Origin of the sequence: Streptomyces sp. NBC_01320 (assembly GCF_035974375.1) — a bacterium.
GTDB classification, from domain to species: Bacteria; Actinomycetota; Actinomycetes; order Streptomycetales; family Streptomycetaceae; genus Streptomyces; species Streptomyces yanii.
Genome location: NZ_CP108390.1, coordinates 11204981 through 11220385 on the forward strand (window position 1 = coordinate 11204981; position 15405 = coordinate 11220385).

18 protein-coding genes and 1 pseudogene are annotated in these 15405 nt (G+C 68.1%); 10 read left to right on the plus strand and 9 right to left on the minus strand.

Going from position 1 to position 15405, the window contains the following annotated elements:
- Positions 1 to 2: 2 nt before the first annotated feature.
- From OG395_RS51520 to OG395_RS51545, 6 genes are all read left to right on the plus strand, one after another.
- Entirely contained in the window at positions 3 to 776 is a 774-nt protein-coding gene (locus tag OG395_RS51520) for a heavy metal-responsive transcriptional regulator (protein WP_327249051.1), read from the plus strand.
- A complete protein-coding gene (locus OG395_RS51525) occupies positions 773 to 1096 on the plus strand; it encodes a hypothetical protein (protein WP_327249052.1) in 324 nt (107 codons plus the stop codon). The genes OG395_RS51520 and OG395_RS51525 overlap by 4 nt, the downstream gene beginning before the upstream one ends.
- A gap of 91 nt (positions 1097 to 1187) precedes the next feature.
- A complete protein-coding gene (locus tag OG395_RS51530) occupies positions 1188 to 1565 on the plus strand; it encodes a VOC family protein (protein WP_327249053.1) in 378 nt (125 codons plus the stop codon).
- Between the two features lie 270 nt (positions 1566 to 1835).
- Positions 1836 to 2318, plus strand: coding sequence for a class I SAM-dependent methyltransferase (locus tag OG395_RS51535; RefSeq protein ID WP_327249054.1), 483 nt, complete (start codon positions 1836 to 1838; stop codon positions 2316 to 2318).
- A gap of 67 nt (positions 2319 to 2385) precedes the next feature.
- Complete coding sequence (locus tag OG395_RS51540) at positions 2386 to 2691, plus strand: transposase (RefSeq protein ID WP_327248770.1); 306 nt, start codon at positions 2386 to 2388, stop codon at positions 2689 to 2691.
- A 23-nt stretch (positions 2692 to 2714) separates the two neighbouring features.
- On the plus strand, positions 2715 to 3605 hold the full coding sequence (locus tag OG395_RS51545; RefSeq protein WP_327249710.1) for an IS3 family transposase: 891 nt from the start codon (positions 2715 to 2717) through the stop codon (positions 3603 to 3605).
- A 248-nt stretch (positions 3606 to 3853) separates the two neighbouring features.
- On the opposite strand, the gene OG395_RS51550 is transcribed toward OG395_RS51545, so the two are convergent.
- Together OG395_RS51550 and OG395_RS58835 are read right to left on the minus strand one after the other, a co-directional pair.
- The gene (locus tag OG395_RS51550) at positions 3854 to 4357 is read right to left on the minus strand and encodes a GNAT family N-acetyltransferase (RefSeq protein WP_327249723.1); all 504 of its coding nucleotides are present in this window, start codon (positions 4355 to 4357) and stop codon (positions 3854 to 3856) included.
- 403 nt (positions 4358 to 4760) lie between these two features.
- Complete coding sequence (locus OG395_RS58835) at positions 4761 to 5516, minus strand: helix-turn-helix domain-containing protein (RefSeq protein WP_442818712.1); 756 nt, start codon at positions 5514 to 5516, stop codon at positions 4761 to 4763.
- A 238-nt stretch (positions 5517 to 5754) separates the two neighbouring features.
- On the opposite strand from OG395_RS58835, the gene OG395_RS51565 reads away from it, so the two are divergent.
- Positions 5755 to 6420, plus strand: coding sequence for a DUF4097 family beta strand repeat-containing protein (locus tag OG395_RS51565; RefSeq protein ID WP_327249055.1), 666 nt, complete (start codon positions 5755 to 5757; stop codon positions 6418 to 6420).
- A gap of 15 nt (positions 6421 to 6435) precedes the next feature.
- Here OG395_RS51565 and OG395_RS51570 read toward each other — a convergent pair whose 3' ends face one another.
- Positions 6436 to 6621, minus strand: coding sequence for a hypothetical protein (locus OG395_RS51570; protein ID WP_327249056.1), 186 nt, complete (start codon positions 6619 to 6621; stop codon positions 6436 to 6438).
- Here OG395_RS51570 and OG395_RS51575 point away from each other — a divergent pair.
- A complete protein-coding gene (locus tag OG395_RS51575; protein WP_327249057.1) occupies positions 6620 to 7393 on the plus strand; it encodes an alpha/beta fold hydrolase in 774 nt (257 codons plus the stop codon). The genes OG395_RS51570 and OG395_RS51575 overlap by 2 nt on opposite strands.
- 403 nt (positions 7394 to 7796) lie before the next feature.
- Here the strand turns inward: OG395_RS51575 and OG395_RS51580 are convergent, their stop codons facing one another.
- The 4 genes and pseudogenes from OG395_RS51580 to OG395_RS51595 all read right to left on the minus strand — a co-directional run bounded on the left by OG395_RS51580 (position 7797) and on the right by OG395_RS51595 (position 11430).
- Positions 7797 to 8798: a proline racemase family protein gene (locus OG395_RS51580; protein ID WP_327249058.1), complete on the minus strand. Its 1002-nt coding sequence runs from the start codon at positions 8796 to 8798 to the stop codon at positions 7797 to 7799.
- A complete protein-coding gene (locus OG395_RS51585; RefSeq protein WP_327249059.1) occupies positions 8795 to 9700 on the minus strand; it encodes a dihydrodipicolinate synthase family protein in 906 nt (301 codons plus the stop codon). The genes OG395_RS51580 and OG395_RS51585 overlap by 4 nt, the downstream gene beginning before the upstream one ends.
- A 577-nt stretch (positions 9701 to 10277) precedes the next feature.
- Positions 10278 to 10645: pseudogene (locus OG395_RS51590) on the minus strand (IS200/IS605 family accessory protein TnpB-related protein); the annotation flags it as partial.
- 293 nt (positions 10646 to 10938) lie between these two features.
- Positions 10939 to 11430: an NUDIX hydrolase gene (locus OG395_RS51595; RefSeq protein ID WP_327249725.1), complete on the minus strand. Its 492-nt coding sequence runs from the start codon at positions 11428 to 11430 to the stop codon at positions 10939 to 10941.
- Between the two features lie 219 nt (positions 11431 to 11649).
- Between OG395_RS51595 and OG395_RS51600 the strand changes: the two genes are divergently transcribed.
- Positions 11650 to 12177, plus strand: a complete 528-nt coding sequence (locus tag OG395_RS51600) for a hypothetical protein (RefSeq protein ID WP_327249060.1) — start codon at positions 11650 to 11652, stop codon at positions 12175 to 12177.
- Here OG395_RS51600 and OG395_RS51605 read toward each other — a convergent pair.
- Positions 12125 to 12919, minus strand: a complete 795-nt coding sequence (locus tag OG395_RS51605) for an IS5 family transposase (protein ID WP_327249061.1) — start codon at positions 12917 to 12919, stop codon at positions 12125 to 12127. The genes OG395_RS51600 and OG395_RS51605 overlap by 53 nt on opposite strands.
- Positions 12920 to 13191: 272 nt before the next feature.
- Entirely contained in the window at positions 13192 to 13869 is a 678-nt protein-coding gene (gene istB / locus OG395_RS51610) for an IS21-like element helper ATPase IstB (protein WP_442818713.1), read from the minus strand.
- 357 nt (positions 13870 to 14226) lie between these two features.
- On the opposite strand from istB, the gene OG395_RS51620 reads away from it, so the two are divergent.
- Positions 14227 to 15396: an NAD(P)/FAD-dependent oxidoreductase gene (locus OG395_RS51620; RefSeq protein WP_327249063.1), complete on the plus strand. Its 1170-nt coding sequence runs from the start codon at positions 14227 to 14229 to the stop codon at positions 15394 to 15396.
- Positions 15397 to 15405 lie beyond the last annotated feature (9 nt).

Here is a 15405-nt window from a genome sequence, read left to right on the forward strand (position 1 = left end):
GCATGACGACCTACCGGATCTCGCAGCTGGCCGACCGTTCCGGCGTTCCGGCCACGACGCTGCGCTTCTACGAGGACGCCGGTCTGCTGCCCGCTGACCGCACGCCGGCCGGGTATCGGGTGTACGGCGAGGACGCGGTGGAGCGCCTGGCGTTCATCTCCTCGGCCAAGCTGCTGGGCCTGGCCCTGGAGGAGATCCGCGAGCTGCTGGATATCCGTGAGGAAGGGGTGTGCGCGTCCGTACGGGCGCGGATGCTGCCGCTGGTCGCGGACCGGATCATGCAGACCGACGGCCGGATCGCCGAGCTGCGGGCGTTCTCCGACCACCTGGCCGGAGTCCACGCAGAGCTGTCCGGTCCGGCGCCCGCAGGGGCCTGCGGCCCGGACTGCGGCTGTGTCGCGACCAGCGCTCCGGCGGCCGGGCCCGTGCCGGTGACGCTGACGCCGACTCGCCTCGACGGGGGCGCCGAGCCGTGGCGGGACGTCCCGGTGGCCTGCACTCTCGTCGGTGCCGAACGCGGCGAGCGCACCGAGATGTGGCGGACGCTGGCCGGCAAGGCCGAGGGACGCGAGGAGATCTCCGATGGCGTACGCCTCTCCTTCCCCGCCGGCGCCGAGCTCGCCGGTGAGATCGCTGCCCTCGCCGCAGCGGAGCAGGGCTGCTGTGCGTTCTTCGACTTCACCCTGCATTTGACCCCGACCGCTCTCCAGCTGGATGTGCGAGCGCCCGAGTCCGCCGCCGCGATGCTGGCCGACCTCTTCGGAGCGACCGCATGACCATCTCGTCCCGCCCTTCTCGGCCTTGGGGGACCCTCGGCGCCGGCGCGGCCGCGGTCGCCGCTTGCGCGGTGTGTTGCGCGGGCCCCCTCCTGGCCGTCCTCGGCAGTATCGGCGTCACCTCCGCGATCGGTGCGTTGTGGATGCCCGTCCTGGCGGTGCTGGCCGTGGCCGCCGGGCTCGGCGTCCTGGTTGTGCGACGGCGGCGCCGGGCGGCGGCCTGCCGTACGGTCGCGGCACGGGCCGACCTCGGCATGCCGAGGTCGGCCCACCCTCGGATACGGACGGCAGCAAGGCAGCTCGCTGAGCTGGAGCCGTAGGTCAGGCCGAGCACGGTGGCCCGTGAGATGCCGTAGGCAGCCGTCTCTAGGGTGTGCATCAGGGAAGTCCACTGATCGTCCCGGAGGCGTCATGCCCTTGCAGATGAAGTTGAGCGCGATAACCCTCGACTGCCCGGATCCGCTGGCTTTGGCGGCGTTCTATCAGCAGGCCACCGGTCTGGAACTCCATCCCAAGTCGAACGCTGACTTCGCCGGTCTCGACTGTGAGGACGAAGTCTCCATCGGCTTTCAACGGGTCGATGGCTACCGGGCTCCGCGCTGGCCTGAACAGACCGTTCCGCAGCAGCTTCACATGTGCTTCAAGGTCGAGCAGGACTTGGACGAGGTCGAAGCCCGGTTGCTGGAGCTGGGTGCGGGCAAACCCGATCATCAGCCTCATGGGGCCAGGGCGCGCGTTCTCACCGATCCGGTTGGGCACCCCTTTTGTATCGTCAAGGAGGCTGATTGAGGAGTTCACGACGGCTGTGGGCCCCGGCCATGCATGCCTACGGAAGAGTGGGACTGTATATCGCGGGGACAGGCCCGGGGCGGTGACGCTCTGTCATGCAAGACTCGCTTGCGGAGATGTTCGGCCGCGCCGGATTCCCGCTCCCTCGGAAGCGCGTTCTGCTTGCGTGATGCTTCGTAGCCCGGCTCTGTGTCAGAGCGGGTTCCCCGCGAGCAAGGCACCGCAAAAAACAGTCGCTGTTCGAGGACGCCTCTGGCAGGCTGGCTGACCGTGGTCGACAAGCTATTCTCCGATTCCCGTCTCGCCGCGCTGTACGACCTTTACTGTCCCTGGGACGCGCGCGGGGACTTCACGTTCTATCTGCCCCTGGTGATGTCCGCGCGCTCCGTGTTGGACGTCGGGTGCGGTACGGGCGCGCTGCTGCGCAGGGCACGGGAGGACGGCCACGCCGGGCGGCTGTGCGGCCTGGACCCGGCCCTCGGGATGCTGGAAGTGGCCCGGACGCGCCCGGACATCGAATGGATCCTCGGCGACCTGGCCGCGGCGCCGGACTGGGACCGTGACTTCGACCTGGCGGTGATGACCGGCCACGCGTTCCAGCAGCTCCTCAGCGACGACGAGCTGCGCCTCGCGCTGACGGCGATCGCCGCAGCGCTGACGGACGAGGGCAGCTTCGTGTTCGAGACCCGCAATCCCCTGGTACGGGAGTGGGAGGACTGGCATGTGCGTTACTCGGGCGAGGTGGTGGACTGAAGCTCCCCCTTTGACCTGGACAGCCTGATACTGGGACGGAAGGTCCCGGAGGAAGTAGTCACAGGTAGTGAGCAAGAAGAGCAATACGAGCAAGCGGTACACGGCGGAGTTCAAGCGGGATGCCGTCGCGCTGGCGCTGTCGTCGGAAAAGACGGTCACCGAGGTCGCCCGGGACCTGGGGGTGAGCCCGGAGGGTCTGCGTGGCTGGGTGAAGCAGGCCGCGGTCGACCGGGGCGAGGGGCCTGTGGGGGCTCTGACCAGCGCCGAGCGGGAAGAGCTCGCCCAGCTGCGGCGCAAGGTCCGCGAGCTGGAGAAGACGGTCGACATCCTGGGAAAAGCGACCGCCTTCTTCGCGCAGGACAAGATGAGGTAGACACCGCCACGCGGTGCCGCTTCATCGACGCGCAGAAGGCATCGGACGACAATCTCGCAGGGCACAGCGTTGCGCTGCTGTGCCGTGCACTGGGAGTGCCGCGCTCTACCTACTACGCGCACCAGGCGGCCGCGTCGGCGCGCCGGGCCGCGCGGCGCGAGGAGGAACGCCTGGTGGACGAGATCCGAGTGCTCCACGCCGGATCGCGTGGTGCCTACGGGGCCCCGCGGATCCACGCCGCTCTGCGGCGGGCGGGGCGGGCGGTGAACTCGAAGAGGGTCGAGCGGCTGATGCGCAAGCACCGGATCGTCGGGATCACCCGCCGCCGGCGTCGGGGCCTGACCCGGCAGGCGAAGCGGGCGGTGTTCGCCGCCGACCTGATCGGCCGGGACTTCACCGCACCCCGTCCCGGGATGCGGCTGGTCGGCGACATGACCGAACTCGTCACGCTGGAAGGGAAGTTGTATCTGGCGACCTGCATCGATCTCGCGACGCGGGAGATGATCGGCTGGGCGATGGCCGACCACCACCGTGCTGAGCTGCCGGTTGCCGCCCTGCTGATGGCGGCCGGACGCGGCGGCCTGGAGAAGGGTTGCATCATGCATACCGACCGCGGCAGCGAATATACGAGTGACGAATTCCGCACCGAGATACGCAAGTTGCACATGAGGCAATCGATGGGACGTGTCGGCTCTTGCTACGATAACGCTGCTGCAGAAAGCTGGTTCGCCGTCCTCAAAGCGGAGATCGGAACCACCGTCTGGGAGACCCGCGAGGCCGCCCGGGCCGATGTCTTCCGCTACATCGAGATCGAGTACAACCGCAGCCGACTCCGCAGGCATCCCGAGTACGGGTACGTCACCCCGCTCGAAACGAGAACCTTGCTCAGGCAGGACCTCACCCCCGCAGCGTAAACACCCGCTGTCCAGGACCCGGGGGGAACTTCAGCCGCAAATGTAGATGCACGCTGCGAAGTCGGCTCACGGAAGTTGTGTGCGCCTCGCAGCGATAGATGTCACCGGCGACGCCGACCGGACTGGGCGGGTGCCCCGGATTCTCAGCGGTGGCTGTCACCAGATGCGCGAGCTTGTTGTCACCGACTCGGAGTTCGCAGGGGAACGGTCACCACTCCAGCGATGGCACGAGCCGACGACCTGGTACATCAGGCCAGATCCGTTCGTGGATCCATCGCCCAGTGGTTGGTCTTGAGGACCTGGCCTGCGAAGGTCACGTTGACCTCTGAGACGAACCGGAAACCAACCGAGCGACAAATGCCATTCGACGCTGCGTTGCTTCTTGCCGGGAAGGCATGCCCGATCTCCCAGCGATCCTCGTCGCGGGCCTGCTGCAGAAGGGTGCGGACCGCACGTTTGCCCAGCCCCTGCCCTTGAAAATCAGGCAGAACCATCCAGCCGATCTCAGAGATCGGTCCGTCATCGGTGTCGTGGGACCACATGGTCACCGTCCCTGCGACCGCGTCGGGGCTGGCCGGATCAGGAATGATCATCTTGAACCATGCAAGGTCAGCTGCTGCCTGCCGGGCATCGCGCCGGACTTTGTCCGCCATCCCCTCACGAGGCAACGGTCCGCCGACGTCGGCCATCATGACGGGATCGCATCGCATCCGGATATAGAGGTCGACATCGTCCGGTGAGACGTTGCGCAGATGTACTGACTCCTCCTCGTTTTACCGGGGATGGTCCCACGGGCCGAGGAGAGGATCACCAGCGGTCTGGGCTCGACGAGAGGTGACACAGTCACCAGCCCGCGTACGGGCGGGCGGTACGTCGTGGGCCTTCGGAGGCCTGCTCAAGCCCACGAGCCGTTGCCTGTCGACGCTCGAACGCTTGCCGCCAGACCCAGCCTCCGTACGTCTGCGGGCCGTTTGGATCCGCGCGCCCGCCCGGCGGCAGTGGGCGGTGAAGGGCGCGCGGGCCGCTTGCGGTCACTGGCCGGGCGGGGACTCCACCAACTCCGCCGCGCGGCGCAGCGCGGGGGCCGGGCCGCTCTGCGCCCACTCGCATCGACTGTCTGGACGTCTCATGGCTGGTGACGATCGAGACGGTCGTCTATCCGTGGTCGGGACGTGGTTGGGCGGGGTCGTTTGAGATTGTTTCGGGTTTGGTGTGGAGGACTTCGCGGGCCTGTTCGGCGGCGCGGGTGATGCTTTCGCTGATGAAGTCGAGGAAGCGGGCGATGTTCTCCATGCGGGTGGCGGCGGGGGTGTGGGGGCCCAGGACGGCGACGCCTTGGCGTGCGGTTTCGACGAGCTGGTCGTTGGATCGGGCGCTGGCGATCGTCGCCTGGTAGAAGAGTTCGTCGTCGACGACGTAGCGGTCGCGGCGGCGTTCGTCGCGTTCTCGGCGGACCAGGCTCTGGCTCTCCAGGAAGGTGATCGCTTTGGAGATGGACGCCGGGCTGACCTGGAGGCGCTGGGCGAGTTGGGACGCGGTGAGGCTGCCGGCGTCGGTGGTGAACAGGCAGGTCAGTACCCGGGCCGTCATCTTGGGCAGGCCCGAAGCCATGAGGACGGTGGTGAGTGTCTCCTCGTACTCGGCCACGGCCTCGGCGTTGCGTCCGTGTGGCTGGGGGACTGCCTCCGACCCTCGGGAGGAGGCCGGCTTGCGCCGGTGAGCGCGGCGTTCGGTGGCGCGGTGGGCCAGGTCGGCGCGGTAGGCGGTGGGGCCGCCGTTGCGCATCACCTCACGCGTGATCGTCGAGGTCGGACGGTCGAGGCGTCGGGCGATCTCGGCGTAGGGGAGGCTGTCGGCCAGCCCCAGCGCGATCTGCTGGCGTTCCTGCTGGGTGAGCCTGCCTCCCGGCATCGCGATCTCCTTGGTGATCCTTCGTGGTGGTTCCTGATCCCCTCACTATAGCGTTCACTTCTCATCCATTGCAATGATCGGAGCGGTTGTCGTTGCGTTACTGGCGGGATCGTTGCAACGGTTTCTCGGTCTCTACCTGCATAGATGTTGATTTTGTGCAACGAGACTGTTGCATGGTTCTGGAAAGCAACGTAGCGTTTCCGGTGTCAGAAACAACGAACCAGTACAGGAGAGCACGATGCAGAAGTTCGACACCCCCGCCCCGATCACCGCCGTCCTGGACATCCCCGCCGGACGCATCCAGTTCATCGCCGCCGACCGCGCCGACACCACCGTCGAGGTCCTGCCCGCCAGCCCCTCCAAGAGCCGCGACATCCAGACCGCCGAGCAGACCACCGTCGCCTACGCCGACGGCGTCCTGCGGATCCACACCCCCGAGCCCAACAACCAGCTCTTCGGCCCCTCCGGATCTCTGGAGGTCACGGTCCAACTGCCTGCCGGCTCCCGCATCGAGGCCAAGGCCGCCAGCTCCGAGCTCCGCGGCGTCGGCCGCCTTGGCGACGTCGCCTTCGAAGGCGCGTATCGCCAGATCAAGATCGATGAGGCCGCGAGCGTCCGCCTCATTGCGATCGACGGCGACGTCGAGGTCGGCAGGCTGAGTGGCCCCGCGGAGATCAACACCGCAAGGGGCAACATCCGGATCACCGAGGCCGTGCGCGGCACGGTCGTGCTCCGCACCCAGTCCGGCGACATTTCGGTCGCCGCCGCCGCCGGCGTCTCGGCCGCCCTGGACGCCGGCACCGGCTACGGCCGCATCAGCAACGCCCTCAAGAACGATGGCACCGCTGATCTCGACATCCGCGCCACCACCTCCCACGGCGACATCACCGCCCGCAGCCTCTAAAGGGCAGAACCAGGACTATCCGTCCGAGCCCACCGCGATCGAGATCCTGCCGGTCGTCGCCGACGACGCGGCCGTCCGTCCCCAGGGGCCTGCGATCCACGTGCAGGGCCTGGAGAAGTCGTAGAAGACGCACTCACGCGACCAGGTGGAACACATGATGAAGAACAGCACTTCCTCGACCAATTCGACGTGGACCAGCATGGTGCCGGTTGACGATACGGCCCTGGCCGTCACCGACACCGACGGTCCCGGTATCCCCGTGGTCTACCTCAACGGCCAGTTCGCCACTCAGGGGTACTGGCGGCGGGTCGTCGCTGAACTGGGGACGGGATGGCGGCACATCACCTACGACGAGCGGGCTCGCGGCAAGAAATCGAAGCGTTCGGCGGACTATTCCTTCGAGGCCGCCATCCGGGATGTCGATGCCGTTCTCGCGGCCAGGGGTGTGGACCGGGCCCTGGTTGTGGGCTGGTCCTACGGGGCGTTCGTCGGGGCGCACTGGGCCGGCAGGAATCCGGAGCGTGCCTTGGGCGCGGTCCTGGTCGACGGTGCGTTCCCGTACGACTGGCTCGACGAGGCCATGGAGCAGCGGATCCGGAAGCTGTTCCGGCGGATGAGCTGGTTCCTGCCGCTGCTGCGCCCGACGGGCCTGGCCCCGCGGATGACCGCCGAACAGCAGGCGAACAGCAACATCGAGCTCGGCAGACTCTCCCGCGAGCGCGAGCTGGGCCCCGTGCTGGACAACATCACCGTCCCGGTGCGGTACGTAGTTGCTTCGGGGACGTCCTTCGGAAGCCGCGGTGATGAGCAGGAACGGATACGCACCAGCCTCGATGCGGTGACTGTCCGCAACCCGAACATCCAGATCGGCGCGAAGGTCGCGAGCAACCACGGTGCGATCCTGCGTAAGGAGTTCCCGGCCATCGCCGCGGCCGTTCGCGAGGTCGCCGCCCTCGACCGCGGGGGGCGCTGAAGACATGACCAGCGGACTGAGGACTACTGCACGTGATCGCCTTGAGGCAGCCCTGCGAGTAACCGTGCCGGCCCGGCTCATCACCACGGTGTGCGATGCGTGGACCTCTTCCGTGTGCGCGCCGATTCGGTTGGTCATGTATCGATCGAGGCCGGGCGCGAAGGCGCGCGTCGTCAAGCTGATCGCGGACGACGAGACCGGCGAGGCCCTGGACGCCCGGCTTGACATTCATTCCAGCGAAGTCGCAAGCCCACCGGTCCAGTTGGCGCGACCCTCATCGATGCGATGGTGGACTGGCCTCAGAAACAGGCCCGCCGTCGGCTCCGGCTCGGGCTCCCCGCCCCAACGCTCCCGGCAGGCCCGGGGGCCGTGTGGCCCCGGGCCTGCCGGGCAGTGCCGGTGTTCAGAGCAGGAAGCCGGCCGGGAACGGGTCGGTCGGGTCGAGGTGGAACTGGGAGGTTCCAGTGACCCAGGCCCGACCGGTGATCGACGGCAGCACCGCAGGGAGCGTCCCGACTGTCGTCTCGCCGAGGAGCCGGCCGGTGAAGCGAGTGCCGATGAACGACTCGTTCACGAAGTCGCGGCCGATCTCCAGTTCCCCGCGTGCGTGCAACTGCGCCATCCGCGCACTGGTGCCCGTGCCGCAGGGGGAGCGATCGAACCAGCCGGGGTGGATCGCCATGGCGTGCCGTGACAGTTCGGCGGTCGATCCGGGAGCTTTCAAGTAGACGTGATGGCAGCCGGTGATGTCGGCCCGCTCCGGATGTACGGGCGGGGCGTGCTCGTTCACCGCCTCCATGATGGCGAGGCCCGCGGTGAGCAGGTCGTCGGCGCGGGACCGGTTGAAGGGCAGCCCCAGGTCGGCCAGTTCGACGATCGCGTAGAAGTTACCGCCGAACGCCAGGTCGTAGCCGACCTCGCCGAGGCCGGGGACCTCGACCTTCTGGTCGAGCGCGCAGGCGAACGACGGGACGTTCTCGATCGTGACCGCTGTGGCCGAGCCGTCCTCGACCGTAACGGACGCGACGACCAGCCCGGCGGGCGTGTCGAGCCGGATCGTCGTCACCGGCTCGAAGACGGGCACCATGCCGGTCTCGACGAGCACGGTCGCGACCCCGATCGTGCCGTGGCCGCACATCGGCAGCAGGCCGGACACCTCGATGAACAGCACGCCGTAGTCGGCGTCGGGGCGGGTCGGCGGCTGCAGGATCGCGCCGCTCATGGCACTGTGGCCGCGCGGCTCGTACATCAGCAGGGTGCGGATGTCGTCGCTGTGCTCCATGAAGTGGAGGCGGCGCTCGGCCATGGTCGCGCCGGGGATCGTCCCCACCCCGCCGACGACGATCCGCGTGGGCATGCCCTCGGTGTGCGAGTCGACGGTGTGGAACGTGCGCCGGGACCTCACTTGTAGCCCTTCGCGAGGACGGCCTCGGTGTCGGCGGTGATCCGGGTGACCAGGTCTGCGGCGAGCGGCAGCCGCGGCGGACGGCACGGTCCGCCCCGGCGGCCCGCGATGTCCATCGACAGCTTGATCGACTGGACGAACTCGATCCGGGAGTCCCAGCGCAGAAGCGGGTGCAGATCACGGTAGACCGGCAGCGCCCTGGCCAGATCGGCGGGATCTCCGGAGGTGGCCAGGCGGTAGAGCTCGACCGTGCTCTCGGGGATCAGGTTCGGGTACCCGGCGATCCACCCGGTCGCCCCCGCCAGACCCAGTTCGAGCAGTACGTCGTCGGCGCCGACCAGAATGTCCAGGCCTGCCGCCAACTCGCCGATCTGGTATGCCCTTCGGACGTCCCCGGTGAACTCCTTGACGCCCACGATCGTGCCCTCGTGGTACAGCTCGGCGAGCAGGTCGGGGGTCAGGTCGACCTTGGTGTCGATCGGGTTGTTGTACGCGACGACCGGCAGCCCCACCTTGGCGACCTCGCGGTAGTGCCCGAGAACGGCCGCCCGCTCGGCGCGGAAGGAGTTCGGCGGCAGCAGCAGAAGGGACGTGGCGCCGGCCTCGGCGGCCTGCTCCGCCCAGCGGCAGGCTTCCAGCGCGCCGTACGCGGCGACACCCGGCATGACGCCGAACCCGGCGGGCGCTGCCTGCACCGCAGTCTCCACGATGCGGGCACGCTCCTGTGGGGTCAGCGTCTGGTACTCGCCCAGCGAACCGTTGGGCGCCACGCCGTCGCAGCCGCCCGCGGCGAGGAACCGTACGTGCTCAGCGAACGTGTCGTAGTCGACCGAGAGGTCGTCGTGGAAGGGAAGAGCCGTCGCGACATGGACACCGTGCCAGGGCGTAGCGGGGTTGAACATGCTGAAGTCTCCTTGCAGTACGTGAGCGGGTGGTGGGGCGGGTCAGTACAAGGTCACAGAGCTCAATTGGTCGTCGTCCATGGGGAGTCATCCATGGGGAGTCATCCATTTCTCCAGCCCTGAGGCGTCCAGGGAAAGCGTGTCGGACAGCACCTCGGAGCGGTCAGGGGTGACCAGGATGTCGTCCTCGATTTGTCGAGATTTCCGGCGGCGCGCAGCTGCTCGATGGTGTGCGGAATCGTCGACTGCCGGTTCCGGTCCTGCCACTGCCGGAGCAGACCTCCCGTAAGGCGCGCGGAGGTGACCGGGACAACGGCGCCCGATTCGGTCTGCACAGCTCTTGCCATATCGCCTGAACGTGCTCTGACCTGGTCCGATATCATGGAATCTCCAGTGATATGTGGTATTGCACTGTGCAATGGCACTGCGATCTTGCGCCGACCTTAGGCTCATGGCCAGGCGAACGGCAATGGATGTTCCGTGGAATTTACGTGGACTCGGAAGTCGGCCTCAGGAGGTGGGGGAAGGCTCGCGGGCGTTGCTGGGAGCGGATCATGCTCAGGGCTTCGAACCGTTCCTAACCAGTGTGCGTGAGTGAGTCTTGGACCCACTGTTGCGTGCTGGGCGCATCCCGAACGGTGTTGGATGCGCTGGGTTCCCGCTTTCGCGTCCCGCTCGGCGACACACCTCGAGGGGCCGGTCCGTGGTGGGTGGGCGGGTTCCCTCACGCCCCGGGGCGCCCGGTCCGGCCTGGACGGTCCGATGCCCCGCACGATCACTCCGGTCGTGTGGGGGCGGTGCCGTCCGACGCCGGATCGGGTGCCCGAGGGCGCGTCGTCCGATCGCGATACCGGCGGCATCGTGACGGGACATCTTGCGGCGTGGGGTGGTCAGCGGTTTCTGCCAGTGCTGGGCGCCCCACAGGGTGGTGTAGGCGGGGTTGATTTTGTCGGGGTGAACGGGAGCCACTGCATCGGCGAGTTTGGGAGCCACTTTGCTCCATCTGTGACGAGGATGGGCCCGACACAGGCCCATGATCGTCAACGGGTTCGGGAGCCACCCCTGTCGGGTGACGTCACGCCTGCGGATGTGGAGTGTCCGCCGTGGTCCGGAGGTGTTTGGCGATAGTTTGGTTGTCCCGGGTCCTGCTGGCCCGTGTCCCTGACAGGCGCGGTTCGGAAGGGCCTGGCCTCGCGTTCGGTCGGCTATTGGCCGACGGTGTGCTTAAGGACGTGGGCTCAGCCGTCTACGGGGATCGGTCGGTCCGGTGGGCCGTCGGTCAGCAAGGACGCCAATAGTTTCGGCAGCTCAGTCGGCCGCAGCACATCCGAGGTCGCGGCCAGTTCCGCTATGGTCCACCAGCGGTGCCCGGTGATCGCGGCCTTCTCGATCTCCTCGAAAGCCGAGGTATCGACCTGGAACGCAGGCACCCGGGCCATGTAGTAGCGCTGGCGAACCTCATAAGCGACGCCGCCCCGGACCGCTGTCCACGGGCGCCCTCGCCAAATTTCCGGACCCAGCGAGAGGTTCGTCAGCCCGGTTTCTTCTTGCAACTCCCGCAGGGCTGCCTGCTCGTGGGTTTCGCCTGGCTTGAGCCCGCCTCCAGGGGTGAACCACCGAACGGAACCGTCCTCCTTGTTCAGGGCAGAGAACAGCAGTAGCCGACTGGCGTCGTCCAGCAACACCACGCGCGCGCTCGGGCGCGGAACCAGGATCCCCTCCGGTTTCATCACCTCGTCAGATTAGAACCGCGGTCCCTGGGTGACCAACGGGTTTGGTCACCGGGCTGAGCTTTCATGCAAGTCTGGTCAGAGCCGGATTCAGAGAGCCTCAGAAGCCGTATCTCAACCGAACGTGATCGTTTGATTTCTGCTGGTCAGACATGGTCTAGCTCGGAATGAGGGAGGCATCCGGCGTCTTGTTTCCGCTCCATGAGCAAGGGGTGCGCGATGGCGTCGGTGCTGGGAATGCTGGAGGAGCGGGAGACAGCTGCCCGGGTGCGGGTGGAAGGGCTGCGGGAGGAAGTCGCCCGGTTGGCTGGGGTGTTGGAGGCCGCCGAGATCGAGCTGGACCGGCGGGTGATCGCGCGGGAAGAGCTGGTCGAAGCCCTGGCAGCATCGGCTGCCGAGGCCACCGCCGTGACCGAGGCGAAGGCGGAAACCGTGTCCTCGCCCGCGCCGGTGCCGGGCTCGATCGTGCCACCTTGGCGCGAAGGACTGCCGGTGACGGTGCTGGCGCCGGACTACCAGCGGATCCTGGGCGTGCTCGACGAGCGGCAGCCGGCGGGCCAAAGACCGCTGAGGGCCAAGGAGATCACGGTGGAGCTGGGCCTGGAGACAACGTCGGCGAAGGTCGAGGGGGTGCGCTCGAAGGCCAGGCGCCTGGCGGAGCGCGGGTGGCTCGTGCAGGAGACGTCGGGGATGTTCAGCGTCGGCCGGCGGCCCGTGCCCGCGCCAGACGCCGGCCCATCCGCGTGACCATCGACCATCGGATCATCGCCTCGCTGCTGGCCGGCAACGTCTCGTAGTCCCGGGCCAGTCGGCGCGAATGCATCAACCACGCGAACGTGCGCTCTACCACCCAGCGTCTCGGCAGCACCACGAACCCCTCCATATCGTCGGTGCGCTTGACGACCTCCAGGGTGAGCGCGAGTTTCTGCCGGCACCAGTCGACCAGGCCGCCGGTGTAGCCTCCGTCGGCCCAGACCAGGCAGATGTCACGGTGCAGGCGGCGCAGCCGCTGCAGCAGGCCCACCGCGGCATCCCGGTCCCCAACGTTTGCGGCGGTCACCGCGACGACCAGCAGCAGACCGAGGCAGTCGGTCACGATGTGCCGCTTGCGGCCGCCCACTTTCTTCCCGCCGTCCCAGCCGCGTGAGACGGACGGCACCGAGGACGCGGCCTTCACCGACTGCGCATCGATGATCCCGGCCGTCGGCTCCGCCTCACGGCCCTCCCGCTCACGCACCCGTCCGCGCAGCCGGTCGTGGAACTCTGTGATCAGCCCGTGCTCGCGCCAGCGGCGGAAGAAGGCGTAGACCCGGCCCCAATCAGGGAAGTCCACGGGCATCGCCCGCCAGGAGATCCCGCCCGCGACCAGGTAACGGATCGCGTCCAGCATCTGCCGATGGCAGTAGCCCTCGGGCTGCCCGCCCCGGCCCTGGAGCCAGGCCGGCACCGGCAGCAACGGCCGGATGGCCGCCCATTCCGCGTCCGACATGTCCGAGGGATACCGGCGTTCCCGGTCCGGATGGTCGGCCGCGTTGCCGTACACATGCGCGAGGCAATCACACGATGGAGCGGCCGAGTTGAACTGAACGGGCTCGGACGCGTACAACAACGACACCAGGGCCTCCCGGCACTGCTCGGTTAGATTCGCATCTCCGAGCTACCGAGAGGCCCTGTCTTCATGCGCGTACAACGGGAAGATCACCCCGGCGGGAAACCTGTTCGACCCGCCCGTTCCATGATCGGTTGAGATACAGCTACTCATCACCGTGCGGTGGCCTGGCGGTCGGCTTCGGTGGACTGGAATCGGTAGGACTCGGTGCCGGTCTGGATCAGCGTGCAGCGGAACGTGATGCGGTCGGCGATGGCCGCGCAGAGTCGGCGGTCGCCGAAGGTCTTGTCCCACTCGGCGAACGGGGAGTTCGTGGCGACCGCGGTGGCCTTGCGTTCCTCGCGTTCGGTGAAGATCTGGAACAGCAGCTTGGCGCCCTTCTTGTCCAGGTTCGCGTAGCCGAACTCGTCCAGGCAGAGCAGGTCGACCTTGGTGTAGCGGGCCATGAGCGAGGACAGCCGCCTGGCCGCCTCGGCTTCGGCGAGTTCGTTCACCAGGGCCTGGGTGGTGATGTAACGGACGGACAGTCCGGCCTCCGCGATCGCGGTACCGACCCCGATCAGCAGGTGGGACTTGCCGGTGCCGGAGTCACCGATCAGCACCAGCGGACGGCCCTCACGGACCCAGGACGTGGACTTCAGATCGGCGACGACTTCCGGGGAGACGTTGGGGTTCTTGTCGAAGTCGAAGTCTTCCAGCCGCTTGGGCCGGGGGAATTTCGCCGCGCGGACGAGCCTTTGCTGGCGGCGGACGTCACGGTCGGCGACCTCAGTCCGCAGCAGGTCCAGCAGGAACTGCTTGTAGGTCGACACAACGGGCCTTGAGATCACCGGAAGCCAGCGCACCCTGATGCGCACCGACCGCACGCAGCACCCTCTCGTCCTGGGGCGTGAGGTCCTTGAGGCGGTCCCGGACCGCCACCCCGCAAGGCCCGGGCACCACGAAGGACACAGCCAGCTCCCGCACACCACCCACCACATCACCCCCACTCAGGCCGCACCCCTGCCACCCCACCCAACGAGCCACAACCGCCAAGGTCACCCATTCGCCCCCAGAACCCCCGTTCCCACCCCCACAAACCCACCCACAGGACTCACTCCCGCTCGCTACAACACACTTCAACGCAGCAGACCGACAGCAGCTCGCAACCCCTTGGCCAGCAGAGAGGAATGTGACATGGTACTGGCGTGACTGAGCGATTGACCTGCGATGTCGTGGTCGTCGGGGCTGGGATGACGGGCGCTGCGTGTGCCCTGTACGCGGCCCGGGCCGGCCTGCGTGTCACTCTGGTGGACCGCGGCCCGGTGGCCGGGGGTACGACCGGCGCGGGCGAGGGGAATTTGCTGGTCTCCGACAAGGAGCCGGGGCCCGAGCTCGAACTGGCGCTGCACTCCGTCCGGTTGTGGGCTGAGCTGGCCGCCGAGCCGGGGATGGGTGCCGCTGTCGAGTACGAGCGCAAGGGCGGGGTCGTCGTGGCCGCAGCGCCACAAGGGCTCGCCGCCCTCGAGGAACTTGCGGTCGAGCAGTGCGCCGCCGGGGTCGAGGCGGTCCCCGTCGCGGCCGACGAACTCCACGACCTCGAACCGCACATCGCGCCGGGTCTCGCCGGCGCCGTCCACTACCCGCAGGACGCGCAGGTGATGCCGTCCCTGGCCGCCGCCCATCTGGTGCGCGCGGCACGGGCGGCCGGTGCCGGACTGCACACCGGGTGGACCGTCACCGACGTGCTGCGGACCGCAGGCGGGGCTGTGCGCGGAGTCCGCACCGACCACGGGGACATCCACGCCCCGGCGGTCGTCAACGCCGCCGGGACCTGGGGCGGCGAAGTGGCCGCGCTCGCGGGGGTCCGCCTTCCCGTACTGCCCCGGCGCGGCTTCGTCCTCGTCACCGAGCCGCTGCCGCGCATGGTCCACCACAAGGTGTATGCAGCCGACTATGTGGCCGACGTGGCCAGCGACTCCGCTGCTCTGCAGACCTCGCCGGTGGTCGAGGGCACGGCCGCGGGACCGATCCTGATCGGTGCGAGCCGCGAGCGGGTCGGCTTCGACCGTTCCTTCTCCCTCCCCGTCGTGCGGTCCCTCGCGGCGGGCGCGACCCGGCTCTTCCCCTTCCTGGAGCGCGTCCGCGCGATGCGCTCCTACCTGGGTTTCCGCCCGTACATGCCGGACCATCTGCCCGCCGTCGGCCCCGATCCGCGCGTGCCGGGGCTGTTCCATGCCTGTGGTCACGAGGGCGCGGGCATCGGCCTCGCCCCCGGAACCGGTCAGCTGATCTCCCAGGTACTGAGCGACAAGACCCCCGATCTGGACCTTGCGCCGTTCCGTCCCGACCGCTTTCCCGAGGAGGAGGCAGAGTGAGATCCCGTA